Genomic DNA, 24,290 nt, shown 5'->3' with positions numbered 1-24,290 from the left:
AGGGGGCGCATCATCGGGCGAACTTACTTTTCATGGAAGAAGTCATAGACCTTCTGCGCCAACCCTTCAGAGACCCCGTCCACCGCCTTGAGATCGGCCAGATTGGCCCGCCCCACCGCCTTGGCCGAGCCGAAATGCGCGAGCAGCGCCCGTTTGCGCGCTGCCCCCACGCCGGCGATATCGTCCAGCGGATTTTTCATGTTCGATTTGGCCCGTTTGGCGCGGTGGGTACCGATGGCGAAACGGTGCGCCTCGTCGCGCATACGCTGGACGAAATAGAGGACCGGATCGTTGTGGCGCAGCGCAAAGGGGCGCTTGCCCATGCGGTGGAATTCCTCTTTGCCCGCGTCGCGGTCGATGCCTTTGGCCACGCCGACCATGGGGATGTCGGCCACACCATGTTCGGCCATGATCTGCGCCACCGCACTCACCTGCCCTGCCCCGCCGTCGATCAACAGCAGATCGGGCCACATGCCTTTCTGACGGTCTGGGTCTTCGCTCAGCAGCCGTTTGAAGCGGCGATGCAGCACTTCCTTCATCATGCCGAAATCGTCCCCCGGCGTCAGGTCGTCGCCCTTGATGTTGAACTTGCGATAGCTGTTTTTCATGAACCCGTCAGGGCCGGCCACAATCATCGCGCCCACCGCGTTGGTCCCTTGGATGTGGCTGTTGTCGTACACCTCGATCCGTTCGGGCGGAGCGGGCAGATCGAACGCCTCGGCCAGTCCCTTAAGCAGCCGCGTCTGCGTCGCACTTTCCGCCATCTTCCGCGCGAGGCTTTCGCGGGCATTGCGCAAGGCGCTGTCCACCAGTTCCGCCTTTTCGCCGCGCTTGGGCACCAGCAATTCGACCTTGCGCCCCAGCTTGCCACTCAACGCCTCAGCCATCAGGTCGGGGTTCTCGATCTCGTTGGACAGGATCAACTGGCGCGGCGGTTCTTTCGTGTCATAGAACTGGCCGAGAAACGCCTCCAGCACTTCGGCCGCATCCACATCCGCCCCGACGCGCGGGTAAAAGTCGCGGTTACCCCAGTTCTGCCCCGCACGGATAAAGAACACCTGCACGCAAGCCTGACCCTGTTCGAGGTGCAACGCGACGATGTCGGCCTCGTCCACACCCTTGGGATTGATGCCTTGGGCCGTTTGCACCTGCGTCATGGCGCGGATGCGGTCGCGCAGGGCGGCGGCGCGTTCGAACTCCATATCCTCTGACGCCTTTTGCATCTGCGCGGCCAGTTCCGCCTGAAGCTCGGTGCTGCGCCCTGACAGGAACCGTTCGGCATCCTTGACCGTGGCGGCATAATCCTCGCGCGAGATCAGGCCGACACAGGGGCCGGAGCACCGTTTGATCTGGTATTGCAGGCAGGGGCGCGTGCGGGTGGAAAACTGGCTGTCGCTGCAATTGCGCAGCAGGAATACCCGCTGCAACTGGGACAGCGTGCGGTTCACCGCGCCCGCATTGGCGAAAGGGCCGTAATAGGCGCCCTTTTCCTTTTTCGCGCCGCGATGCTTTTTGATCATGGGATAGTCGTGATCGCCCGTGACCAGAATATTGGGGAAGGATTTGTCGTCGCGCAGCAGCACGTTAAACTTGGGTTTCAACTGCTTGATCAGGTTCTGTTCAAGCAACAGCGCCTCGGTCTCGGTGCGCGTGGTCAGGAACATCATGGATGCGGTCATCGAGATCATGCGCGAAATGCGGGCCGAATGCCCTTTGGGCCGCGCATAGTTCGACACCCGCGCACGCAGGTTGCGCGCCTTGCCCACGTACAGAACGCGGCTCTCCCGATCCAGCATCCGGTAGACACCCGGCGACGCATCCAGCGTCTTGAGATAGCCTTGGATAACCTCATGCCCCACCGGTGCGGCGGGGTCTGGGTCTGGCGTCATGTGATCATCGGTCTGTGTCATTCGATTCGAGCTTTTTTCGCGATCGGCTGCAATGATTCAATAGGGGGATCAAGCATCCTTCCATCCACCGAAGCGGTGGATAAGTCTGGAGACAACTTATGGGCATCAGGAATTTTTTGTTAGTTTCCGCACCTTTCCCTGCGCTGCCTAATTTTTAGGCAGCAACGCAACCTGTTGTTTTCGCTTGGTAAAAAATGTTAACCTCTCCAAGCGTTTGAATCTAAAGGGCTTTTGGTAACGCTTTTGTAACAGAGTTTAACGCAGTGCAAAACTCACCTAGCGTCACCTACTCGACCCCCACCACATCAGGCGTACGCCATGCCAGATGCTGTCCGCCATCCACACACAGCAACTGGCCCGTGATCGACGGTGCGTCGAGGAAATAACCCAATGCGGCGGTAATATCCGACGGATTTGCCCCGCGTTCCAGCACGGTTGCGGCACGTTGCTTGGCAAAATGGTCGGCGCTCTGACGCTCTCCCTGCAGGGTGGGTCCGGGGCCGATGGCATTGACCCGAATGGCAGGCGCAAGGGCGCGCGCGCTGGTCTGGGTCAACGCCCACAGGCCCATCTTGGCCAGCGTGTAGGTCATAAACTCGGGCGTGAGTTTGCGCACCCGCTGATCGACCATATTCACGATCAATCCTGAAGCGACGGGTTCGTCCATATCGTCGTAATCCGGCGCCAATTCCTGCGCCGCCATGGCCTGCGTCAGCATAAAAGGTGCGCGCAGGTTGCTGTCCATATGCCGGTCCCAGCTGTCGCGGGTGGCGCTGTGCACCGTGTCATATTCGAAGATGGACGCATTGTTGATCAGGCAGGTGATCGGCCCGCCCAAGGCATCCACCGCACGCCCCAGCAGAAACTGGGTCGCGTCCTCGTCCAGCAGGTCGGCCTGCAGGGTGATGCCCCGCCGGCCTTTGTCCTCGATCTGGGCGACGGTGTCGCGCGCGCCCTTGTCGGAACTGGCGTAATGCACCGCCACGTCATATCCACGCCCCGCGAGATAGACCGCCATGGCCTGCCCCAACCGGTGCCCTGCCCCTGTCACAAGTGCGCGTGTCATCGCACCCTCCTTGCTATGATGTTCTAGATCAGTACCACGATCAGATAGGCCGCGTAGAGCGCAGACAAGACCACAGCCCACACGCGGGTGATATCGCGGCGCAAATAGACGAACGGCACCAGCAGGACGGATGCCGCCAGCATGACCCACAGGTCAAACACCAGAAACTCGCGATCCACGGGGATTGGCCCGACAAGGCCAGCAATGCCGATGATGGCCAGCAGGTTGAACATGTTCGACCCGATCACGTTGCCCAATGCGACATCCGCCTGACGGCGCAGCGCGGCCATGACGGTTGTGGCAAGTTCGGGCAGCGAGGTGCCCACCGCCACAAGGGTCAGGCCGATGACTGTGTCGCTGACACCATATGTCTTGGCAATGATCGTTGCGTTCTCGACCAGCAGGCTGGCACCCAAGGGCAGGCCGATCAGGCCGAGGATCAGGAAAACCCCGATGCGCCACCATGGCAGGTCGGGATCGACGCCTTCGATTTCGCCTTCGTCCTCCGGCAGGGCGGAACAGGCGGCACGGTGGCATTTCGCCTCCATCGCCTGATCGAACAGCACATAGGCCAGCGCCGCCAGCAGGATAACCGACGACATCCAGTCAAAGACCCCGCGAAAGGCCAGCACGATGAACAGCAGCGACGCACCGATCATGTAATTAAAGGATTTGCGCGTGTTGCATTCGGATGTGTGCATCGTGGCCAGCAGCGCGGGTATCCCCAGCACAAGCAGGATGTTGGCCGTGTTCGACCCCACCACGTTGCCAAGGGCCAGCCCCGGCGCGTCGTCCAAGATCGCCTCGATCGAGATCAGAAGTTCAGGCGCAGAGGTGCCAAAGGCCACAATCGTCAGGCTGACGATCAGCGCAGGCACGCCAAGGCGCAGGCTGAGGTTCACCGCTCCTTTGACCAGTGAATCTCCCGCAAGCAGCAGGATCAGCAGACCAAGTCCGCTTAACAGCCACGGCATCAGTTCCGCCATCAACGTTTACCCCGCCCGCAGGCACATGGCCCTTTGCCAATACGATACCGACCGCAGTCGCATTTTACCTGACCCAACCGCTTGCCCCCGATCCAGTGCAATTTGCCGAACATGGCAAGCACACCCATAAAGACCAGAAAAAGGACAACAATCTTGGCCAGCATAATTTACAGCCCAAACTGAGCGAAGGCCGCCCGTTCCTGAACGCTGGCCAGCGCGTCATCCATGACCTGCGCACCGAAACGCGACAGGAAGGGACGGCGCACGCCGTAGCGGCGCAGTTGCACCTTATCGCCAAAACGCTCTTTCAGAATGGGCTTGAGGTGGCCGATCCCGTCGATCAACCCAAGGGCCTGCGCACGTTGTGCCAGCCAGTAATCTCCGTTGAACAGGTCGGCATCCTGATCCAGTTTGCCGCCCCGCCGCGCTTTTACGTGGTCGATGAAATTCTCGTGCACATCACCCAGCAGCGATTGCAGTTGCGCGACATCCTTGGGCTGCTCCGGTTTGAACATGTCCAGTTTGGATTTCGATTCACCGGCCGTATAGATGCGCCTTTCGACCCCGTGGCGTTCCAGAAGCTCATGCGCGCCAAATCCGGCCGAAATCACGCCGATGGAGCCGATGATCGAGCTTGGATCGGCAAAGATTTCATCCGCCGCCACCGCCAACCAATAGCCGCCCGATGCGGCCACATCTTCGACAAAGGCCAGAACGGGAATGTTCTTGTCGTCGGCCAATCTGCGGATACGCGCCGCGATCAGCGACGATTGCACAGGGCTGCCCCCAGGCGAGTTGATTTCCAGCGCAATGGCGGCAGGCTTCCCGCGAGAGAACACCTTTTCGATCACGGGGCCAAGGGATTGATCGCTCAAGCCCCCGCGATTGTTGGCAATCATCCCTTGCAGCCGGACAACGGCCACGACGGGTTCGGATTTAACAAATGGGATCCAACGCTTCATCCCGTTCATGTAGATTGCCGCGCGGGGTCAAACAAGGTCACAAGGCAAAGGAGTTGCGCGACACTTGTCCGACGCGACGTTATTGCCGGATCCGCCATCCGGTTTTGAAGATCCACCCGACCGCCGCAAGACACAGCGCAGTGAATGCTCCGATGGCCAGCAGCGAAATCGCAATCGGCACATCCGCCACCCCGAAGAAGGCCCAGCGGAAACCGGAAATCAGGTAAACCACCGGATTGAACATCGAAATCGCCTGCCATACCGGCGGCAGCATCGAGATCGAATAGAACGAGCCACCCAAGAATACCAAGGGCGTCACGATCAACAGCGGTATCAGTTGCAACTGTTCAAAGTTCCCCGCCCAGATGCCGATGATGAACCCGAACAGCGCAAAGCTGACGCAGGTCAGCACAAGGAACAGGATCATCGCCAGCGGGTGCGCGATGCTGATATCCACAAAGAAGAACGAGGTGATCAGGATGATAATCCCGATAAACATCGACTTGGTCGCCGCCGCCCCGACATAGCCCATGACGATTTCAAGGAAATTTACTGGCGCGGAAAGCAGTTCGTAGATCGTGCCGATGAATTTCGGAAAATAGATGCCGAACGACGCGTTCGAGATCGCCTGCGTCATCACGGTCAGCATGATCAAACCCGGCACGATAAACGCGCCATAACTGACGCCCTCGACCTGATCGATGCGACTGCCGATCGCGGCGCCGAAGACCACAAAATAAAGGGACGAGGACAGCACAGGCGACAGAAAGGACTGCGCCAGCGTGCGGAAAAACCGCGCCATCTCGAAAACGTAAATCGCGCGAACAGCGGACCAGTTCATTGGGCGTCCTCCGGTTTGTCCTGAACAAGCGAGACAAAGATGTCTTCCAGACTGCTTTGCCGTGTCTGCACATCGCGCAACTGCAAGCCCGCGCCCGACACATCGTTCAGAAGTTTGGTGATGCCCGTCCGTTCGCCCTTGGCGTCGTAGGTATAGACCAAGGTCCACCCGTCATCGCCAAGCGTCAGATCATAGCCCGACAGCGCGGCGGGAATTTCGGTCAGTTGCGTGGTCAGTTGCACATCAAGCTGCTTGCGCCCCATGCGCGACATCAGCTTGTCCTTGTCCTCGACCAGCAGGATTTCACCCTTGTTGATCACGCCGATGCGGTCAGCGATGGCTTCGGCCTCTTCGATGTAATGGGTGGTCAGGATCGTGGTCACGCCATCGGCGCGCAACTGTTCAACGATCTGCCACATGTCCTTGCGCAGTTCCACATCCACGCCCGCCGTCGGTTCGTCCAGAAACAGGACGCGGGGGTCGTGGGCCAGTGCCTTGGCAATCAGCACGCGGCGTTTCATGCCGCCGGACAGGGCGCGGATCTGGCTGTCGCGTTTATCCCACAGAGACAGGCGGCGCAGGATATCCTCGACCGCGCCATCCTTGCGTGGTTTCCCGAACAGGCCGCGCGAAAACCGCACCGTGTTGATCACACGTTCGAACGGTTCCAGCGCGATTTCTTGCGGGACCAGCCCGATCAGGCTGCGCGCGGCACGATAGTCAGTCAGGATGTCATGGCCCGCCACAGTCACCGTGCCCGATGTGGGCATGGTGATGCCGCAGATGGTCGAGATCAGCGTCGTCTTGCCCGCGCCATTGGGGCCAAGCAGGGCGATAATCTCGCCCTGTTCGATGTCCAGCGACACGCCCTTCAACGCCTCGAAACCGTCGTCATAGGCTTTGCGCAGATTTTTGATGCTTAGGATAGCAGCCATGGTTCCTCGGCCTTTGTTCTTGCGCGCCACAGGTAACCCGCCGCGTGCGACCCGACCAGCGCGCAGGCGCACAGTCGGGTGTGCGGGGTCATTCCTTGCCCGTCAACCGGCCCAGCCAGCCCTTCTTGGCACCGGCTTCCGGTGCGGCGTCGGCATCGCCATCCTCGGCAGGCCCTTCAAGCGCGGTTTGCAGGTTGTTAAACAACTGGTCGGCCATCTTCTTGGCGAAACCGTCAATGATGCGGCTGCCCAGCTGTGCCAGCTTGCCGCCCACCTTGGCCTCCACATCATAGCTGAGCGCGGTGCCGCCATCGACATGTTCCATACGCACCACCGCGCCGCCCTTGGCAAATCCGGCAGCGCCGCCCTTGCCTTCGCCGGTAATGGTCAGTTTCTCGTTTTCCACCATGTCGGACAGGCTTACCTGCCCTTTAAACGTCGCCTTTACGGGGCCGACTTTCTGGGTCACCGACGCCTCGAAACCGTCATCGGGGTTGCCCGTGACCTCGGTCGCGCCGGGCACGCAGGCCTTCAGGACATCGGGGTTCAGAAGGGCGGCGTAAACTTCGGCGGGCGGGGCCGCGATCTGGCGGGTATCTGACATTTTCATGGTCTGGTGTTCCTTCCGTCTCGGTCTGGCAAAAGCCTAGCGCACCCGTGCGCGCGGCGCCATCTGCTTTCGTGCGTGACAGGATCGCGGCGCATGGATAGGGCTGGGATCATGACCGATACCATCCTGAACAAATCCGGCCCCGCCATCGCCTTTGTGCTGTTTGGCGTGTTTGCCATTTCGATCAACGACATGCTGATCAAGGAATTGTCGGGCGGCTATCCGCTGCACCAGATCGTGTTCACGCGGTCGCTGATCGGCATCCTGTTCAGTCTGGTCATCGTCCAGTTCGAGGGCGGCTGGCACATCCTGCGCACCGACCACCCGTGGCTGCACGCGATGCGCGGCCTGTTGATCGTGATTGCCAACATGACCTTCTTTGTCGGGCTTGCGGTGCTGCCGCTGGCGGATGTGACGGCGCTGTTCTTTGTGGCGCCTTTGTTCATCACCCTGTTGTCGATCCCCCTGTTGGGCGAAAAGGTCGGGCCGCTGCGCCTTGGCGCGGTGGCGGTCGGATTTGCAGGCGTCGTCATCATGCAGCGCCCGTGGGCCGCCCCCGCCGCGCTTGAGGTCAGCCGCATTGTCCTTCTGTTGCCGGTGCTGGCGGCACTGACCTATGCGCTGAACCAGTTGCTGACCCGCAGGCTGGGCGTGACCAGCAAGGCAAGCGCGATGTCTGTCTATATCCAACTGACGTTCATCGTAGTTTCCGTCGGCTTTTTCGCGGTCGCGGGCGATGGGCGCTATGCCGAGGGCGCGACCAGCGGGTCGATGATTTTCCTGTTGCGCGCATGGGTGTGGCCCGCGGGCAGTGATTTCTGGGTCTTTGTCGGGCTGGGAGTCAATTCGGCAGTTGTCGGCTACTGCCTTAGCCAAGCCTACCGCCTTGCCGACGCAGCCACCGTCGCACCATTCGAATATGTGGGCCTGCCGCTGGCCGTGTTCTGGGGCTTTGTCGTCTTTGGCGACCTGCCGGTGATCGAGGTCTGGATCGGCATTGCGCTGATCCTCGGCTCGGGGCTGTTCGTGTTCTTGCGCGAACGGCGCAAGACACGCCAGCCGACGCGACCTAGCCGTCGATGGTGATGACGACCTTGCCCGTAGCCTTGCGCGCGCGCAGCAACTCCAGCCCCTCGTTCGCGTCTTCGAGCGGCAGCACATGGCTGACATGGGGTTTCAGCTTGCCCGCCACGTACCAGTCGAACAGTTCGGCAAAGCTGTCGGTCAGGACAGACGGGTTCACCCGCGTGTAGCCGCCCCAGTAATAGCCGATCACGGTCAGGTTCTTGACCAGCAGGATATTGGCCGGAATTTGCGGCACGGTCCCGCTGGCAAAGCCCAGTGGCAACAGGCGCGCTTCGGGGTTGCAGGCGCGCAGGGCCGCATTGAACAGATCCCCCCCGACAGGGTCATAGACCACATCCGCACCACCCAATGCCTTGACGTCGGCGCGCAGATCGCAGGTGTCACTGTCCAGCAGATGGTCGGCCCCTGCGGCCTTGGCCACCGCCAGTTTTTCAGCGCCACGGGCCACTGCGATCACCTCGGCCCCCATCAGCTTGCCCAGTTCGACCGCCGTCAGCCCGACGCCGCCCGACGCGCCGAGCACCAGCAACCGCTCGCCCTTTTGCAAGCGCGCCTTATAGCCAAGCGCGACGTGGCTGGTGCCATAGGCGATCAGAAAAGCCGCCGCGTCCACATGGGACATCTCGTCCGGCACGGGCACACAGATATCCGCCGACAGGCAGGCGTATTCGGCAAGCCCGCCAAAGCCGGAATAGGCAGCGATGCGCTGGCCGACCTGCAAGTGGGTGACACCCGCGCCAACCGCTTCGATCGTGCCACACATCTCCATCCCGATGGTCGCGGGCAAGGGCGGCTTTTCCTGATAGGTGCCTTTCAGGATCAACGTGTCACCAAAGTTCAACCCGCAGGAATGGATACGCACCAGCACCTCGCCCGCGGCGGGATCAGGGCGCGGCACATCGCGCATTTCAAGGGGCTGACCGAGGGTCACAAGTTGCATGGCGCGCATCGGGATTGTCCTTCTTGGCTTTAGCCGCCGTCGCGGCCCATTTGCCAAAGCGCATAGCCGATTTGCACACAGGCAAACAACAAGCCATTCGAAAACCACAGGATGAACAGCAGCAAAAACGCATCCGGAGACTGCGCCATACGGCTGGCCAGCCCCGACACATCCATCACCCACAGCGCCACGGTGAACAGGGCCGACACGGCGAAACCGATGGCGGTCGCATTCAGAAACATGCGGATCAACGGGTTGGGATTATCACTGTGCATGAGGGAAAGGTAGGGCGCTGTGGCGGCCACGGGTAGTTTTTTGTTCCGCCTGCCAACGGGGGACGGGGCGCGCGTTCAGGCGCGTCCCGTCTTTTCGTGGTTGGTCCCCTCTTACGAAGAAGAGGCCAGGAGGCTCGCGTTGCCACCCGCCGCTGTGGTGTCGATGCACAGGTGGCGTTCGATGGCGTAGCGTTCGGGTGCGATCTGTTCTGTGATCAGCGGCAGGATCGGGCCGTCACGTTGCGCCAAGGCGCGGCGTAGCGCGCCGGTCCAGTCCGACGATCCGGCGGCCGCCACAGCGGCGATCCCTTTCAGCTTGACCAAGTCTTCGGGTGCAACCGTACCCTCAAGCATGACCACCGGTGCACCGGCGGCAGCAAGGACCACGCCCATCGACTGCAAGGCACGCGGCGTAACGATCAGCGCGCCGCATCCGGCACCAAGGGCCTGAATGGCCTGGGCCACCGCGATGTCTTCTGTCGGGCCAAGGCACAGGATCATGCCGCGCGCAAAGCTGCGCAAGCGGTTGCTTTCGCCGGTCGGGCCGGGCAGCGTTTGCGGGGTCATGTCAAAGGCTGCCGTTTCGGCCAAGGCGCGCCGCACGACGCCGGAGCGCCCCGACAGCGCCTGCCGCAAGACCGACACCTTATCCACGCGGGCTGCCCAGTTGCGCGCATCGATCTGGTCCATAGCCAGTTCGACATCGGACGGGTCCACGGTTTCACCCGTCGGGGCGTCAAACGCCTTGGGCTTTTCGGTGCTGCGGAAGCGGGTCAGGTACAGCGGTCCGCCCGCCTTCGGACCCGTCCCCGACAACCCTTCGCCGCCAAAGGGCTGGCTGCCCACGATGGCGCCGATCTGGTTGCGGTTCACGTAAACGTTGCCGACCTGAATGCGCTCGACAATCTCTTCGACGCGGTCGTCGATGCGGGTGTGCAGCCCGAATGTCAGACCGTATTCGCGGTCATTGATGGCGTCGACCACCTTGTCGAGGTCACGGGCCTTGAACGTGGCGACATGCAGAACGGGGCCAAAAATCTCGCGCTCCATATCCGTGATGCCGTCAACCTTGACGATGGCGGGGGTGACATAAGTGCCGTTGTCGTTCGGCACAGGCATCTTTTTAAGCAATGTGCCCGCCTGTTCATGGGCCGCGATATAGTCGGTGATCTGGGCCTGCGCATCCGCGTCGATCACGGGCGAGACGTCCACATCCGTGCGCCACGGGTCCCCGATCACCAACGCATCCAGCGCACCGGACAGCATCTCCATCAACTTGTCATGGACGTCTTCCTGCACGTAAAGAATACGCAAGGCAGAACAGCGTTGTCCCGCAGACTGGAACGACGAGATCAGGATATCGCGCACCGCCTGTTCCGGCAGGGCCGTGGAATCGACAATCATCGCGTTCAATCCGCCGGTTTCCGCAATCAGCACCGCGTCGGGTCCGGCATTTTCGGCCAGCGCCTTGTGGATGATCATTGCCACTTCGGTCGATCCGGTAAAGCACACGCCAGCAATGCTTGGATCACTGGTCAGCGGGCCACCTACCGTGGGGCCATCACCGGGCAGCAATTGCACAGCCGCATCCGGCAAACCGCAATCGCGCATCATCTGCACGGCGCGGGCCGCAATCATCGGCGTTTGTTCGGCAGGTTTGGCAAGAACCACATTGCCCACCGCCAGTGCCGCCGCGATCTGGCCGGTAAAAATGGCCAGCGGGAAATTCCACGGGCTGATGCACACAAACACACCGCGCGCCGTTCCGGGGGCCTCCTCTTCCAGACGCTCGGCCTCGTTTGCGTAATAGCGCAGGAAATCGACCGCCTCGCGCACTTCGGCAATGCCGTCCAGCACGGTTTTACCGGCTTCGCGGGTGGTGATAGAGGTCAGCTCGGCGATGTTGTCCTCGTACATGTCGGCCAGTATACGCAGGATATTGGCGCGCTCGCCCACAGAGGTTGCGGACCAGTCCTTGAAGCCGTCCGACGCCGCCTTGATCGCAAAGGCCACATCTTCGGAGGTCGCCTCTTGGACCGTGCCCACCTTGCGGGTCTTGTCCGCGGGCGAGAACACGTCACGCACCGCGCCTTTGGGTTCGTGACCAGCAGCAAGCATCGGCGTGGCAGACCATGTGGTTTCGGCAAATGCCTCGCGCGCGGCCAGAAGCGGCAGGATTGAGGCCGGTTCATTAACCCTGAACCCTTTAGAATTCGCCCGCCCGGGCATGAACAGATCCCATGGCTGCGCAATCGACGGGCTTTTGATCTCGTCTTTCATCCGTTCCATTTCGCTGACCGGATCGACCGAAATGGACTCGGCGGGAATATTATCGTCCACGATCTGGTTCACAAAAGACGAGTTCGCGCCGTTTTCCAGCAGGCGGCGAACCAGATAGGCCAGCAGGTCCTGATGCGCGCCGACAGGGGCATAGATACGGCAATGGGTGCCTTCGGACTCTTTCACGATCTGGTGCAGGGATTCGCCCATGCCGTGCAGACGCTGGAATTCAAAGCTGTCCTTGTCATTGCCAGCCATGGCCACAACGGCGGCGCAGGTATGGGCGTTATGGGTGGCAAATTGCGGATAGATGCGGTCGCGCCGGTCCATCAGCATCTGCGCGCAGGCCATATAGCTGACATCGGTGTTGTTCTTACGGGTAAAGACGGGGAATCGTTCGACCCCGAGTTCCTGCGCCAGCTTGATTTCGGTGTCCCAATAGGCGCCTTTCACCAGCCGCACCATGATCTTGCGGTCATAGCGTTCGGCCATGTCATAGAGCGCCTCGATCACCGGACCGGCGCGACGGCCATAGGCCTGCACAACGACGCCGAACCCGTGCCAGCCGTCCAGCGCCGGATCGGCAAGCATCGCTTCGATCAGGTCCAGCGACAGGTCCAGACGGTCCTGTTCTTCGGCATCGATGTTGAACCCGATGCCCGCCGCAGCCGCCTGTTTCACAAGGTCGAGCGCGCGGGGCAGCAGTTCCTTAATCACCGTGTCTTTATGGGGGTATTCATAGCGCGGATGCAGCGCGGACAGCTTGACCGAGATACCGGGGCTGGTACGCACATCGCCCTTGGCCTGTTTGGCAATCGCGTCAATAGCGCGGGCATAGGCTGCGTGATACCGCACCGCGTCCGCGTCCGTGCGGGCCGCTTCGCCCAGCATGTCATAGGAATAGGTGTACCCCTTTTTCTCAAGCTCGCGGGCGTTTTTCATGCCTTCTTCGATGGTCTGGCCCAGCACGAATTGCCGCCCCAGAATTTTCATCGACTGGCCCACAGCCGTCCGCACGACCGGTTCGCCCAGACGTTTGACCAAAGCGCGCAACGCCTGCGCGGGGCCTTTGCGTTCGTCATCCAACACCTTGCCCGTCAGCAACAGCGCCCATGTCGAGGCATTGACCAATGACGAAGACGAATGCCCCAGATGCGCGCCCCAGTTCGACGGGGCCACCTTGTCTTCGATCAGATCGTCGATGGTTTCGGCATCCGGCACCCGCAACAGCGCCTCGGCCAGACACATCAGGCCCACCCCTTCGGCGGTCGACAGACCGTATTCGGCCAGAAACGCCTCCATCATCGACGGAGAGGTCTCGTTGCGCACGCGTTTGACATATTGAGCCCCTGCCGCTGCCGCCTTGGCGCGCTCGTCCTCGGACAGACCAATTCGTTCAGCAAGGGACCGGACCAGTTCGGCCTCTTCCGCGGTGTAATAGGCCCGAACCTGCGCGCGTTTGGGATTTTCGTGCAGGGCGTTTGCGGTGGCGGCATCTGTCATGGGTTACTCTCCGGTTACAGGGGCGGGTAAGGGCTGTGGTGGGCAGGTCAAATAAGGGGCGGACGGCTGCACAGGGCGGTCGTACGTGTCCCGCCTATCGCTCAGAAATGTATAGCTGTCACGCGCAACATTCAGGGCGGATCGGTTGATCGCAATCACGCGCAAATCTTCGCTTTGGGCGCTGAACTTTTCGGCATGGGTCGCCTCGTCCATCCACGGATAACAGAACAGCGAATTGCCATAGGACGCGCCCGCTCGGTTCAGGGACAGCAGGAACACTTGGTTCTCGATTGCCCGCGCAGTGGCAAAGGCGTGCCATGTGGCAAAAGACGGATCGCGGTAATAGGCACCGCAATGCAGGATCACATCAACCCCGTGGTCCAGCACCAGCGTGCGGGCCAGTTCGGGAAAGCGGATGTCGTAGCAGATAAAAGGCGACAGCCTGAAACCCTTTACCTCGAAGACGAACAGGTGATCGCCCCGTGTGAAGTATTCCTTTTCCATCGACGCGCCGTATTGCGCCAGATGCAGCTTGTCATAGTGGCCGACAAGCTCTCCATCAGGGTTCAAAACCGCGATGGTGATATAGGTGCCGTCCTGCCCCGCACGGGCAAATCCATAGCAGACAAAGCAGCCCGCGCGCTGCGCCACTGCGCGCCAGCATTGAAATGACGGGCCATCCAGCGGCTCGGCCAGTACATCCAGCGCCGCAAACGCTTCGCGGCTGTAATCAATGCTGGAAAGTTCGGGCAAAACGACGATGTCGGCGGGGGTGGTGGCCAGTTGCGCCTCGACCACGGCGGCACTGCGGGCAAGGTGGCGGTCGCGGTCCTGAACTGTCGTCATCGCAGGGATATCAATCTGGCAAGCCAGCAGCACAAGCGTTTCTTCCAACGCAGACATCTCCGCCATGATTCCGTTCTTGTCTGGGATGCTGTTTCCCCCCCTGACTCGGGTTTCATCGTGCACCAGTTGCGTAAACTTGACCAGCGCCTTGTGCCAAACAGGCTGTGTGGCGCGCGCCATTTGGGCATGTGGTGAAAAATGCGCCGCGACATTGCGCTTTGCGGCAAAGCGGCACAGAGTTGGCAGAGGCCAGTGGCCCGAACGGTCCACTGGTGCGCCCCCGATGCAAGGAAGGCTGCCGTGAAACCGTCCAACCTGTTCTACCAGAACCGCCAGCGCCGCCCCGAGGTCGCCCGCGCCGAAGGCATCTATATCTGGGACACGGACGGCGCGCGCTATCTTGACGGATCGTCCGGCGCGATGGTCAGCAATATCGGCCATTCAAACCCGAATGTGCTGGCCGCGATGAAGGCACAGATGGACGACGCCACCTTTGCCTACCGTTTGCATTTCGAGAACGCCGCCGCCGAGAACCTCGCCACCGCGATTGCGCAGCGGATGCCCAAGGGGCTGAACAAGGTGTTCTTTGTCTCTGGTGGGTCGGAGGCGATGGAATCCTGTGTGAAGTTCGCCCGCCAGTGGGCCGTGGCCGCAGGCCAGTCCAGCCGCTGGAAGGTGATCTCGCGCTATCCGTCCTATCACGGGTCGACCTTGGGCGCGCTTGCGCTGACCGGATATGGGCCGCTCAGCGATGCGTTCGCGCCGTTGATCCAGCAAATGCCGAAAATCCCCGCGCCGACCTGCTATCTGGATCGCGACAACCTGTCGGACGACGAACGCGGCCTGAAATATGCCGAGATGCTGCGTGACGAGATTATCGCCCAAGGCCCCGACAGTGTTCTGGCCTTTGCCATGGAACCTGTAGGCGGAGCATCGACGGGCGCGCTGGTTGCACCGGACAGCTACTATGCCCGCGTGCGCGAGATTTGCGACGAGTTCGGCATTCTGCTGATCATGGACGAGGTGATGTCCGGCGTCGGCCGCACCGGCAAGTTCCTAGCGAGTGAGCACTGGACTGTGCGCCCTGACCTTGTGGCCGTATCTAAGGGGTTCGGCGCGGGCTATGCCCCGCTGGGCGCGATGATCGCGGATGCGGCGATGGTCGACACCGTCCTAGACGCGGGCGGTTTTGCGCATGGACACACCTATGCGGGTAACCCGCTGGCGTGTAGCGCGGGCCTAGCCGTGTTGCAGGAAATCGACCGTTTGAACCTGATCGACAACGCCCGCGTCATGGGCGACGTTCTGATGGCGGGCCTGCGCGACTTGATGGACCGTCATGCAATGATTGGCGACGTGCGCGGCAAGGGTCTGTTGACCGCCTTCGAACTGGTCGCGGATCGCGAGACGATGGCCCCCTTGCTCAAACATCTGAATGCCTACGAACGGCTGGTCGAAATGTGCTATGCCCGCAAGCTGATCACCTACTCCCGCCGGACACGCGGCGGGGTCGAGGGGGATCATTTCCTGATCTGTCCGCCGCTGATCGTCACCAAGGACCAGATAGGAGATATCCTGCACATTCTGGATGACGCCCTGACAACCTTTGCCCAAGAATGCGAAAGGACCGGATCATGAGTGAGAAGATCATCCTGACCTGTGCGATCACCGGCTCGATCCACACCCCAAGCATGAGCCCACATCTGCCCGTCACACCGGACCAGATCGCCACTTCGGCCATCGAAGCCGCCGAGGCGGGTGCGTCGATCCTGCACCTGCATGCGCGCGACCCTGAAACGGGGCGCCCCAGTTCAGACATCGACGTCTTTCGCGACTTCCTGCCGCGCATCAAGAACGCTTGCGACGCTGTCATCAACCTGACCACCGGCGGCAGTTCGCAGATGAGCGTGGAACAGCGCCTGTCCGCCCCCGCCGCCCTCGCCCCCGAGATGTGTTCGCTGAACATGGGGTCGATCAACTTCGGTCTGTTCCCGATGAAGGACCGCTATTCCGACTGGAAACATGATTGGGAGGAACCGTTCCTCGAAAACACTCGCGATGTGGTTTTCAAGAACACGTTCCACGACATCGAAACGGTGTTTCAAATGCTCGGGGAAGGCGGTGGCGCGCGGTTCGAATTCGAATGCTACGACGTGGGCCATATCCAGACCGTCGCGTTCTATTTGCGCCAGAAGCGGATTAAGGCTCCCGTCTTCCTGCAATTCGTGATGGGCGTGCTGGGCGGCATCGACGCCAGCCCCGAAAGCCTGATGATAATGAAACAGACCGCCGACCGGTTGCTGGGCGACGCCTACCGCTTTTCCGTGCTGGCAGCGGGACGCCAACAGATGACCATCGGCACGATGAGCGTGATCCTTGGCGGTCATGTGCGGGTCGGACTGGAAGACAGCCTGATGATCGCACGCGGCGAGTTGGCCACCAGCAACGCCCAGCAAGTGCGCAAGATTCGCGGCGTTCTGGAAGGGTTGGGATACGAGATCGCGAGACCGGACGAGGCGCGCAAGATGCTGGGCCTGAAAGGCGCGGATAAAGTCGGGTTCTAGAACGCCGCCCGCGACTCAGCCGCGTGAGAACTGCGCGAAAGGGCGCGCCCTGCCCCCGCACAGGGGCCGTCGGACACCCCGAAGACACGGGGCCAATACACATGCCCAAATGACAGCCGCCAAAGGGGCAAATTACCTGTCTAGACGGGCCGTTTCGCTAAACAATTTGCAGATAAGGGACAATCGGCCTAGGCTCGAAGGATGTCACGATTGACGTAAGGCACAGAGTTTTCTTTGCGCCTGAACATAATCCATAGGGAGAATACTTGATGAGTTTCAACAAGATCACCAAGGTCCTGTCCGTCGGCGCGTTGAGCGCCTTGATGTCCACGGCCGCTTTCGCCGAAGATATGACACTTCGCTTTGCAGGCGTGTTTCCAATCGACCATCAAGGCACCAAAATGATGGAGCAGGTGGCCGCGGATGTTGCGGCTGCGGATGTCGGTCTGACCATCAACGTGTTCCCCGCCAACCAGCTTGGATCGGGTGAGGCCCTGTTCGAAGATGTCGCGCGCGGCAACATCGACCTTGCCTCGGCCTTTATCTATGCCGACACCGATCCGCGCCTCGAATTCCTGTCCATGCCATTCCTTGTCAGCGGCTGGGACGAGATGGACAGCATCATGCGGAACATGGATTCGCAGTATAACCAAGTCCTTCAGGAACTGACCGACGAATACGGCGTACACGTGTTCGCCCAAAACCCCGAAGGGTTCGTGGGCATCGTCGCCACCAAAGAGCCGACAAACTGGAACACGTTCGAAGACAAGGGCATGAACATCCGCGTCTGGTCGTCGAGCATCGTGAAATCCATGGTCGAACTGCTGGGCTATAAAGCGACGACAATGGCATGGGGCGATATTTTCCCCGCGATCCAGTCCGGCATTGTGGACGGCGCGATCTGCTGCACCAAAACCGCGACCTATTCGATCTTTGCCCAGTCCGACGTCGGCACGCACTTTGTCGAAATCAACGCGATCTCCGAGCTGACGACCTACTACGCGTCGCAGCGCACTTTGGACAAGCTGAACGACGAACAGCGTGAAGTGCTGCAAACGGCGCTGACCAAAGCGTCCGACGACTTCTTTGCCTATAACCGCGAAAACGACGCGGCCTTCGAGGCGAAACTGGTCGACAGCGGCTATACGATCCTCAAGCTGAACGAAGAAGACCAAGCAGCCGTGGCTGCGAAAGTGCGCGAAGAAATCTGGCCGATGATGGCCGACAGCGTCGGTCAGGAAATCGTTGACCGGATGCTTTCCGGTCAGAACTGATCCTGAAATGCCCCAGAGGGCCGGCCTGATCGCCGGCCCTCAATCGTATTTACCCACGCACAGAATTTAAGGGGGACACATGGTCAAGACAAAGGTCGATCGGCCGGCATTCTTTGGCTATACCACCGCCGAGGGCAAGCAGCGCATAACGGACGAATTACCACCCGTCCTTGGCGTCCCGATGAAAATCATTGCCTTTGTCATGCGACTGATCGTGACCCTATCCGGTTTCCTCATGGCGTTCACCTTCGGCGCGGTTGTCGTGATCCGCTATGGCTTTGGCGGCGACCTGTTCGCCTATGAGGAATGGCTGCTGGCCGCCAGCATCATCGGCTTCTTCGCCGGTGCGGTGCTCGCCTCCTCTCGCAATTTGCACATCAACGCCGACATCCTTGGCATTGTCATTCAGGATCCGCGCCTGATCTGGTGGCGCAGCTTTGTGGTACTGACGATCGAATTGGCTGTGATCCTGTTCCTGTTTTACGCCTGCTATGTCTCGCTGCTTGACGACTTTTCGTTCCCGCGCCTGCGCGCCACGCCCGTTCTGCGCATCCCCTTTGTGTCATGGCGCATCGCCATCATGGTGGCCTTCGGCTTTATGGCCATGTTCACCGGCGCTTACCTTTACGTGCATATCCGAAAAGGGCTCGGCCTTCCTCTGAGATCTGAAACCGTGAAAGGGGCCGAACAGTGATCATCACCGGAAGTCTGATTATCGTATGCCTGATGCTCCTTCTGGGGGTCAGCGTCTATGTGGCCTTTGGCGCGGTGCTGATCTTTATCGCCGTGGTCGGGGACCAGTCGATCACGGGCTACCTGCCCACAGGATCGACGGGCATCCGATCACTGGTGCTGCTGGCCATTCCGCTGTTCATGATCGCCGGTGGCATCATGGAAAAGGGCCGGATCGCTGCGCCGCTTGTCGCGCTGGCCGAGATGTTCATCGGCCATATCAAGGGGGGCCTCAGCGCAGCGGGCGTCATCGCCTGTGGCATCTTCGGGTCGATCTCGGGCAGTGCGAACGCGACGCTGACCTGTATCGGTGGCATCATGATGCCGCACCTGAAACGCGCCAACTATCCCGGTGGCCAGTCTGCCGCGCTGATCGTGTCAGCCAGCCCCTTGGGCCTGCTGATCCCGCCCAGTTCGTCGCACATCCTCTATGGCTGGGTCGCACAGCAGCACGTGCTGAAATGCTTCCTCTCGACGGTCATTCCGGCGATCATCCTGATCACGCTACTAATCATAACCAACCAGTTCATGCTGCGCAAACACAAGGACATCATCCTGTCCGAGCGCCCCTCGCCCTTCCTGCCACAGCTTGGACGGCAAGGGCGTCTGGCCGGTCCTGCGCTGATGATGCCGATCATCATCCTTGGCGGTATCTATGGCGGCATCATGACCCCGACCGAGGCCGCAGGCATCGCCGTGGTCTATGCGATTCCGATTGCGATCTACTTTTACCGTGGCCTCACATGGCGCACCCTTGCCCAGACCATCCAGACATCGGGTGTGACCATCGGTGTGGTCATGGTCATGATCTTTATGGTGCTGATCGTGTCGGACAACCTGATCGCCCAAGGTGCGCCTGATCTGGCCAAGAAGATGGTCTATTCCGTGTCGGAAAACCCGATTGTGATCCTGTTGATGATCAACGTCGTGATGATCCTGATCGGCATGCTGATGGACGACATCTCGGGGCTGCTGCTGGCAACGCCGATTCTGCTGCCCATCGCGCAAAGCACTGGCATGGACCCGATCCATTTCGCGGCCGTCATCGGTGTGAACCTTGGCATGGCGAACATCACGCCACCCACCGCGCCGCTACTGTACCTTGGTGCGCAGATTTGCGACGTGCCCGTGTCCAAGATGCTGTGGCCGACGTTGATCTTCATCATCTTTGCATGGCTGCCCACACTGATGCTGACCACCTTTGTGCCGGAACTGGCGCTGTGGTTGCCGGAACTGCTGCTCGGGCGGTAAGAAATCCAGCACTAGAACAACAAAGGCGCCCCAAGCGAGGGCGCCTTTTTATATCTTGAGGGGCGCAGATCCATGAACCGCTGCGCTGGTATCACCGGCTGCCGCAGATGCGGCGTGCCGCCTCGGACCGACTACTGGATAAACGCCCAGGAATGCAGACCAAGAAAGAGTGCTGTCACGGAGATCAGCGTCGCGATCCCGAGAGCATGTCTTACAGTACGTGCCATTTTCCCGATCCTTTCGAGGTACAGGGTTACAGACGCCAGATAGGGGGGCGCGAAAGCACAATCCACTCCTACAAACCGCATGCCAGATATGCAGTTTGTGCATGTCTGAGGGCTGTCGATTACCTATGCCACAGTGGCTGCGTGGGCCCGCTGGACCACTTTGTCGGCCACCTATTTTATCGCGGCATTGATCAGCATTCTCCTACCGCTTTGAAATGGCCGGATTCTACAGTCATGTCGAACCCGGCCCCTCTCAATGCAGCAAAGGCGCGGCACCCCTTTGCACGGGTTACATCACCCGCTAACGGCGCCGAAACCGCCACCGCCAGGCGTGCGCATAATAAAGGTATCACCCGCCTCCATCGCCCGTTGATCATTGCCTTGCAGGCGTTCCACTGTTCCGTCCGCCCGTTGAACGAGGTTCTCACCCGGCGCACCGTTGCCGCCTCCGTTCACACCGAACGCCGTTGTTTCGCGATGTGACGACAGCACGGTGACAGTCATCGGCGACAGGAACTCCAGCTCGCGATTGATCCCCTCCCCGCCACGATGCAGCCCGTCGCCCCCCGACCCTTCGCGGATCGAAAACGCGCGGACGCGCACAGGAAAGCGGGTTTCAAGAACTTCGGGATCGGTCATGCGGGTGTTGGTCATGTGGCTATGCACGGCGGAACAGCCATCGAAATCTGGTCCCGCCCCGGTGCCGCCGCAGATCGTCTCGTAATTCTGCAAGGCGTCATCACCGTAGACAAAGTTATTCATCGTGCCCTGACTGCCCGCCACAACGCCAAGCGCACCATAAAGGGCGTCTGCGATGCTTTGACTGACTTCTGTATTCCCCGAAATCACGGCGGCGGGGTAGTCCGGATTGATAAAGCTGCCCTCGGGCGCGATGATGTTGATCGGCTTCAGGCACCCTTCGTTCATCGGGATGTCGGTGCCGACAAGCGTGCGGAATACATACAGCACAACCGCGTGGCAAATCGCCAAGGGCGCGTTGTAGTTCAGCGCGTCCTGCGGGCTGGTGCCGGTGAAATCCACCGTCGCGCTGCGGTCTGCATGATCGACCGAAATCGCCACTTCGATCCGCGCCCCACTATCGAGCGGATAGGAAAAGCGGCTGTCTTCCAGAACGTCGATGACACGGCGCACGGATTCTTCGGCGTTGTCCTGCACGTGGCCCATATAGGATTGCACCACCTTGGCACCGAATTGATCGACCGCCTTTTGCAACTCGGCCGCGCCCGTGGCATTCGCCGCTATCTGCGCGGTGAGGTCTGCCATGTTGTGATCAATATTGCGGCAGGGATACTGCCCCGATGCCAACAGCGCGCGCGCCTCTGGCTCGCGCAGGCGGCCGCCCGTCACCAGTTTGAAATTGCGGATCAGCACGCCTTCCTCATCGATATGGCGGCTGTCGGGCGGGGCCGAACCGGGGGTCTTACCGCCAATATCCGCGTGATGCCCGCGTGAGGCGACAAGGAACTGCACCTCGGTTCCTGCATCGTCAAAGACGGGGGTGATCACCGTTACATCCGGCAAATGGGTGCCACCATTGAACGGGTCGTTCATCATGAACACATCACCGCGCGCGATCTGGCCTGCGTTCTCGCGCAGGATGGATTTCACGCTCGCGCTCATGGAGCCGAGGTGCACCGGTACATGGGGCGCATTGGCGACCAGATCACCCGATGCATCGAAAATGGCGCAAGAAAAATCAAGACGCTCGCGTATGTTCACAGAGGCCGCTGTCTTAGCCAGCGTCGCCCCCATCTGTTCGGCAATGGACATGAACAGGTTGTTGAAAACCTCGAGCATGATGGGATCGACAGAGGTTCCAATCGCCTCTTTCCGCTTGATCGGGACAGTGCGGCGCAGCACCAAGGCACCGCCGTCTAGGCAGGTGGCCTGCCAGCCGTGTTCGACCACGGTTGTGCCTGTCGGTTCATTGATGATTGCGGGCCCCTGCACCGTCACGCCTGCGCCCATTTTCGTGCGGTCATGGGTAGGCACGTCCTGCATGGTGTGTTCCGCCCACATCTGCGTGCGGCCATGTTCACTGTTTTCCTGCGCGGCGTTGGGCAGTTGCGCAGATGCGCCCGAGGCACCAACCGCCTCGACCGAGATCATCTCGGCCACGATGTCGTCGCGATCGGGGCGGAACCCGAATTCGACCGCGTGCGCCTGACGGAACGCTTCGACCATCTCGGCAGGGGTGCCAAACGGGACAGGCAGGGTGGTCTGCGATGTGGCCATGCGCAGATAGACCTTTTCGTGCACCGCGATGTTGGTGCGATCCACGCCTTGTCGCAACACTTCGTCCATGGCGCTGGCGGTCAGCGCGGCAGAGGCGTCGCGGATCGCCGCGACATCATCCACCGGCACCAGCAACTGCTGTTCGCGCATCGCGACAATATCGGCCAGCCCCATGCCAAGCGCCGACAATACGCCCGCGAACGGGTGCAGATACACCGAGGTCATCCCGAGTGCATCGGCAACCAGACAGGCGTGTTGCCCCCCCGCCCCGCCAAAACAGTTGAGCGTATAGCCGGTCACATCATATCCGCGCGCCACGCTGATCTCCTTGATCGCGTTGGCCATGCTGTCGATGGCGATCCGCAGGAACCCTTCGGCCAGTTCCTCGATTGACATGGGGGCCTCGCCGGACTGGTCTGCGATCTCTTGGGCAAGCTGTTCGAATTTCTGGCGCGGCGTTGCGATATCCAGCGGTTCGTTGCTGTCCGGCCCGAAGACGTTCGGGAAATTTTCGGGCTGCAACTTGCCCAGCACGGCGTTGCAATCGGTCACGGTCAATGGCCCGCCACGGCGGTAACAAGACGGTCCGGGATCCGCGCCCGCGCTTTCGGGGCCGACCTGAAGGCGGCCATCCCTGAACGACAGGATCGACCCGCCCCCCGCCGCCACCGTGTGGATGTTCATCATCGGCGCGCGCATCCGCACACCAGCCACCTCGGTTTCGAAACTGCGCTCGTATTCTCCGGCATAGTGGCACACGTCGGTCGAGGTGCCGCCCATGTCAAAGCCGATCAGCTTGTCAAAACCGTCCTGCGTCGCGGTTCTGACCATGCCGACCACGCCGCCCGCCGGTCCCGAGAGGATCGCGTCGCGTCCGTGAAACAGGCTGGCGTCGGTCAGACCGCCATTGGATTGCATGAACATCAGCCGTTCGACCGCACCCGCACCCAATGCGTCGCGCACCTGATTGACGTAGCGCTTAAGGATCGGCGTCAGATAGGCATCCGCAACCGTGGTGTCCCCGCGCGAGACAAGCTTGATCAGCGGGCTGGCTTCGTGGCTCAGGGAAACCTGCGTGAACCCCTGCTGGTCGGCCATCTCGCCCAGTGCCTTTTCATGCGCGGGGTTGCGGTAGCTGTGCAAAAGCGCAATCGCCACCGACCGATAGCCCGCGCCATAGGCACGGCAGATTTTCTCTCGGGCTTGGGCAAGGTCCATCGCTTCGATGATGTTGCCATCCGCATCCAGACGTTCATCAATTTCTACGACATGGGAATACAGCAGATCGGGCAACTGGATGTTCAGGGCAAACAGATCGGGGCGGTTTTGATACCCGATTCGCAGCAGATCCCTGAAGCCGCGCGTGATCAGCAGGACAGTCTTCTCGCCCTTGCGCTCCAGCAGCGCATTTGTGGCGACCGTGGTGCCCATCTTGATCCCCGCAATGGCACCTTCGGGGATGGCTTCGGCGTCTTTCAGGCCCATGATCTCGCGAATTCCATGAACGGCGGCGTCTGCGTAAGACTCTGGTTTCTCAGACAGAATCTTGTGCGTCCGCAATTCCCCTTCGGGCGTTCGGGCCACGATGTCGGTAAAGGTACCCCCACGGTCAATCCAGAAATCCCACTTCGAATCAGCGCACACGTTCATCATTCTCTCCAAACCATAAAACTGTTGCTTTATTTTCAAAACGCTGACAATTTGTCAACGTAACGAATTACGAGCACAAAGTTCGAGTTCAATCCA

18 protein-coding genes are annotated in these 24,290 nt (G+C 60.6%); 6 read left to right on the top strand and 12 right to left on the bottom strand.

Features of this window, described 5'->3' with window-relative positions; genetic code table 11:
- Positions 1-23: 23 nt before the first annotated feature.
- From uvrC to AC6GQJ_RS14620, 7 genes are all read right to left on the bottom strand, one after another.
- A complete protein-coding gene (gene uvrC, locus AC6GQJ_RS14650) occupies positions 24-1,910 on the bottom strand; it encodes an excinuclease ABC subunit UvrC (RefSeq protein WP_500769534.1) in 1,887 nt (628 codons plus the stop codon).
- Between the two features lie 286 nt (positions 1,911-2,196).
- Positions 2,197-3,057, bottom strand: coding sequence for an SDR family oxidoreductase (locus AC6GQJ_RS14645; RefSeq protein WP_500769532.1), 861 nt, complete (start codon positions 3,055-3,057; stop codon positions 2,197-2,199).
- The gene (locus AC6GQJ_RS14640; protein ID WP_500773937.1) at positions 3,000-3,953 is read right to left on the bottom strand and encodes a calcium/sodium antiporter; all 954 of its coding nucleotides are present in this window, start codon (positions 3,951-3,953) and stop codon (positions 3,000-3,002) included. Before AC6GQJ_RS14640 ends, AC6GQJ_RS14645 begins: the two co-directional genes overlap by 58 nt.
- Before the next feature lie 176 nt (positions 3,954-4,129).
- Positions 4,130-4,924, bottom strand: a complete 795-nt coding sequence (locus AC6GQJ_RS14635; protein ID WP_500769530.1) for a S49 family peptidase — start codon at positions 4,922-4,924, stop codon at positions 4,130-4,132.
- Positions 4,925-5,003: 79 nt separating this feature from the next.
- Positions 5,004-5,765, bottom strand: coding sequence for an ABC transporter permease (locus AC6GQJ_RS14630; protein WP_500769528.1), 762 nt, complete (start codon positions 5,763-5,765; stop codon positions 5,004-5,006).
- Positions 5,762-6,700: an ABC transporter ATP-binding protein gene (locus tag AC6GQJ_RS14625; protein WP_500769526.1), complete on the bottom strand. Its 939-nt coding sequence runs from the start codon at positions 6,698-6,700 to the stop codon at positions 5,762-5,764. The genes AC6GQJ_RS14630 and AC6GQJ_RS14625 overlap by 4 nt, the downstream gene beginning before the upstream one ends.
- 88 nt (positions 6,701-6,788) lie before the next feature.
- Positions 6,789-7,310: an SRPBCC family protein gene (locus AC6GQJ_RS14620; RefSeq protein ID WP_500769524.1), complete on the bottom strand. Its 522-nt coding sequence runs from the start codon at positions 7,308-7,310 to the stop codon at positions 6,789-6,791.
- A 111-nt stretch (positions 7,311-7,421) separates the two neighbouring features.
- Here AC6GQJ_RS14620 and AC6GQJ_RS14615 point away from each other — a divergent pair, with 111 nt between their 5' ends.
- Positions 7,422-8,396 carry a DMT family transporter gene (locus AC6GQJ_RS14615; protein ID WP_500769522.1) on the top strand — a complete coding sequence of 325 codons (975 nt, stop codon included), beginning with the start codon at positions 7,422-7,424 and terminating at the stop codon, positions 8,394-8,396.
- Here AC6GQJ_RS14615 and AC6GQJ_RS14610 read toward each other — a convergent pair.
- The 4 genes from AC6GQJ_RS14610 to AC6GQJ_RS14595 all read right to left on the bottom strand — a co-directional run bounded on the left by AC6GQJ_RS14610 (position 8,380) and on the right by AC6GQJ_RS14595 (position 14,306).
- Complete coding sequence (locus AC6GQJ_RS14610) at positions 8,380-9,345, bottom strand: NADPH:quinone oxidoreductase family protein (protein ID WP_500769520.1); 966 nt, start codon at positions 9,343-9,345, stop codon at positions 8,380-8,382. The genes AC6GQJ_RS14615 and AC6GQJ_RS14610 overlap by 17 nt on opposite strands.
- A 20-nt stretch (positions 9,346-9,365) precedes the next feature.
- Complete coding sequence (locus tag AC6GQJ_RS14605; protein ID WP_500769518.1) at positions 9,366-9,641, bottom strand: hypothetical protein; 276 nt, start codon at positions 9,639-9,641, stop codon at positions 9,366-9,368.
- An 81-nt stretch (positions 9,642-9,722) separates the two neighbouring features.
- On the bottom strand, positions 9,723-13,394 hold the full coding sequence (gene putA / locus AC6GQJ_RS14600; RefSeq protein ID WP_500769516.1) for a bifunctional proline dehydrogenase/L-glutamate gamma-semialdehyde dehydrogenase PutA: 3,672 nt from the start codon (positions 13,392-13,394) through the stop codon (positions 9,723-9,725).
- 3 nt (positions 13,395-13,397) lie between these two features.
- Positions 13,398-14,306, bottom strand: coding sequence for a carbon-nitrogen hydrolase family protein (locus AC6GQJ_RS14595; RefSeq protein ID WP_500769514.1), 909 nt, complete (start codon positions 14,304-14,306; stop codon positions 13,398-13,400).
- Positions 14,307-14,540: 234 nt separating this feature from the next.
- Here AC6GQJ_RS14595 and AC6GQJ_RS14590 point away from each other — a divergent pair, with 234 nt between their 5' ends.
- From AC6GQJ_RS14590 to AC6GQJ_RS14570, 5 genes are all read left to right on the top strand, one after another.
- Positions 14,541-15,878: an aminotransferase family protein gene (locus tag AC6GQJ_RS14590; RefSeq protein ID WP_500769512.1), complete on the top strand. Its 1,338-nt coding sequence runs from the start codon at positions 14,541-14,543 to the stop codon at positions 15,876-15,878.
- A complete protein-coding gene (kce, locus tag AC6GQJ_RS14585; protein ID WP_500769510.1) occupies positions 15,875-16,804 on the top strand; it encodes a 3,5-dioxohexanoate:acetyl-CoA acetone transferase in 930 nt (309 codons plus the stop codon). The genes AC6GQJ_RS14590 and kce overlap by 4 nt, the downstream gene beginning before the upstream one ends.
- A 269-nt stretch (positions 16,805-17,073) precedes the next feature.
- Entirely contained in the window at positions 17,074-18,078 is a 1,005-nt protein-coding gene (dctP, locus tag AC6GQJ_RS14580; RefSeq protein ID WP_500769508.1) for a TRAP transporter substrate-binding protein DctP, read from the top strand.
- Between the two features lie 79 nt (positions 18,079-18,157).
- Positions 18,158-18,772 carry a TRAP transporter small permease gene (locus AC6GQJ_RS14575; RefSeq protein WP_500769506.1) on the top strand — a complete coding sequence of 205 codons (615 nt, stop codon included), beginning with the start codon at positions 18,158-18,160 and terminating at the stop codon, positions 18,770-18,772.
- Positions 18,769-20,061 (top strand): TRAP transporter large permease, encoded by a 1,293-nt coding sequence (locus tag AC6GQJ_RS14570; RefSeq protein ID WP_500769504.1) that lies wholly within the window; start codon positions 18,769-18,771, stop codon positions 20,059-20,061. Before AC6GQJ_RS14575 ends, AC6GQJ_RS14570 begins: the two co-directional genes overlap by 4 nt.
- 521 nt (positions 20,062-20,582) lie before the next feature.
- On the opposite strand, the gene AC6GQJ_RS14565 is transcribed toward AC6GQJ_RS14570, so the two are convergent.
- Positions 20,583-24,194: a hydantoinase B/oxoprolinase family protein gene (locus AC6GQJ_RS14565; protein WP_500773935.1), complete on the bottom strand. Its 3,612-nt coding sequence runs from the start codon at positions 24,192-24,194 to the stop codon at positions 20,583-20,585.
- Between the last annotated feature and the right edge of the window lie 96 nt (positions 24,195-24,290).

Source organism: Tateyamaria sp. 7Alg 36 (assembly GCF_059882455.1).
Note: the sequence above shows the minus strand (reverse complement) of the source record. Positions and strands in the feature narration are given on the sequence as shown.

Coding starts and splice junctions, on each gene's coding strand:
- AC6GQJ_RS14620 (WP_500769524.1), bottom strand. CDS start 7,310: ATGAAAATGTCAGATACCCGCCAGATCGCGGCCCCGCCCGCCGAAGTT.
- AC6GQJ_RS14565 (WP_500773935.1), bottom strand. CDS start 24,194: ATGAACGTGTGCGCTGATTCGAAGTGGGATTTCTGGATTGACCGTGGG.
- putA (WP_500769516.1), bottom strand. CDS start 13,394: ATGACAGATGCCGCCACCGCAAACGCCCTGCACGAAAATCCCAAACGC.
- AC6GQJ_RS14625 (WP_500769526.1), bottom strand. CDS start 6,700: ATGGCTGCTATCCTAAGCATCAAAAATCTGCGCAAAGCCTATGACGAC.
- kce (WP_500769510.1), top strand. CDS start 15,875: ATGAGTGAGAAGATCATCCTGACCTGTGCGATCACCGGCTCGATCCAC.
- AC6GQJ_RS14630 (WP_500769528.1), bottom strand. CDS start 5,765: ATGAACTGGTCCGCTGTTCGCGCGATTTACGTTTTCGAGATGGCGCGG.
- AC6GQJ_RS14610 (WP_500769520.1), bottom strand. CDS start 9,345: ATGCGCGCCATGCAACTTGTGACCCTCGGTCAGCCCCTTGAAATGCGC.
- AC6GQJ_RS14595 (WP_500769514.1), bottom strand. CDS start 14,306: ATGGCGGAGATGTCTGCGTTGGAAGAAACGCTTGTGCTGCTGGCTTGC.
- AC6GQJ_RS14575 (WP_500769506.1), top strand. CDS start 18,158: ATGGTCAAGACAAAGGTCGATCGGCCGGCATTCTTTGGCTATACCACC.
- AC6GQJ_RS14615 (WP_500769522.1), top strand. CDS start 7,422: ATGACCGATACCATCCTGAACAAATCCGGCCCCGCCATCGCCTTTGTG.
- dctP (WP_500769508.1), top strand. CDS start 17,074: ATGAGTTTCAACAAGATCACCAAGGTCCTGTCCGTCGGCGCGTTGAGC.
- uvrC (WP_500769534.1), bottom strand. CDS start 1,910: ATGACACAGACCGATGATCACATGACGCCAGACCCAGACCCCGCCGCA.
- AC6GQJ_RS14635 (WP_500769530.1), bottom strand. CDS start 4,924: ATGAAGCGTTGGATCCCATTTGTTAAATCCGAACCCGTCGTGGCCGTT.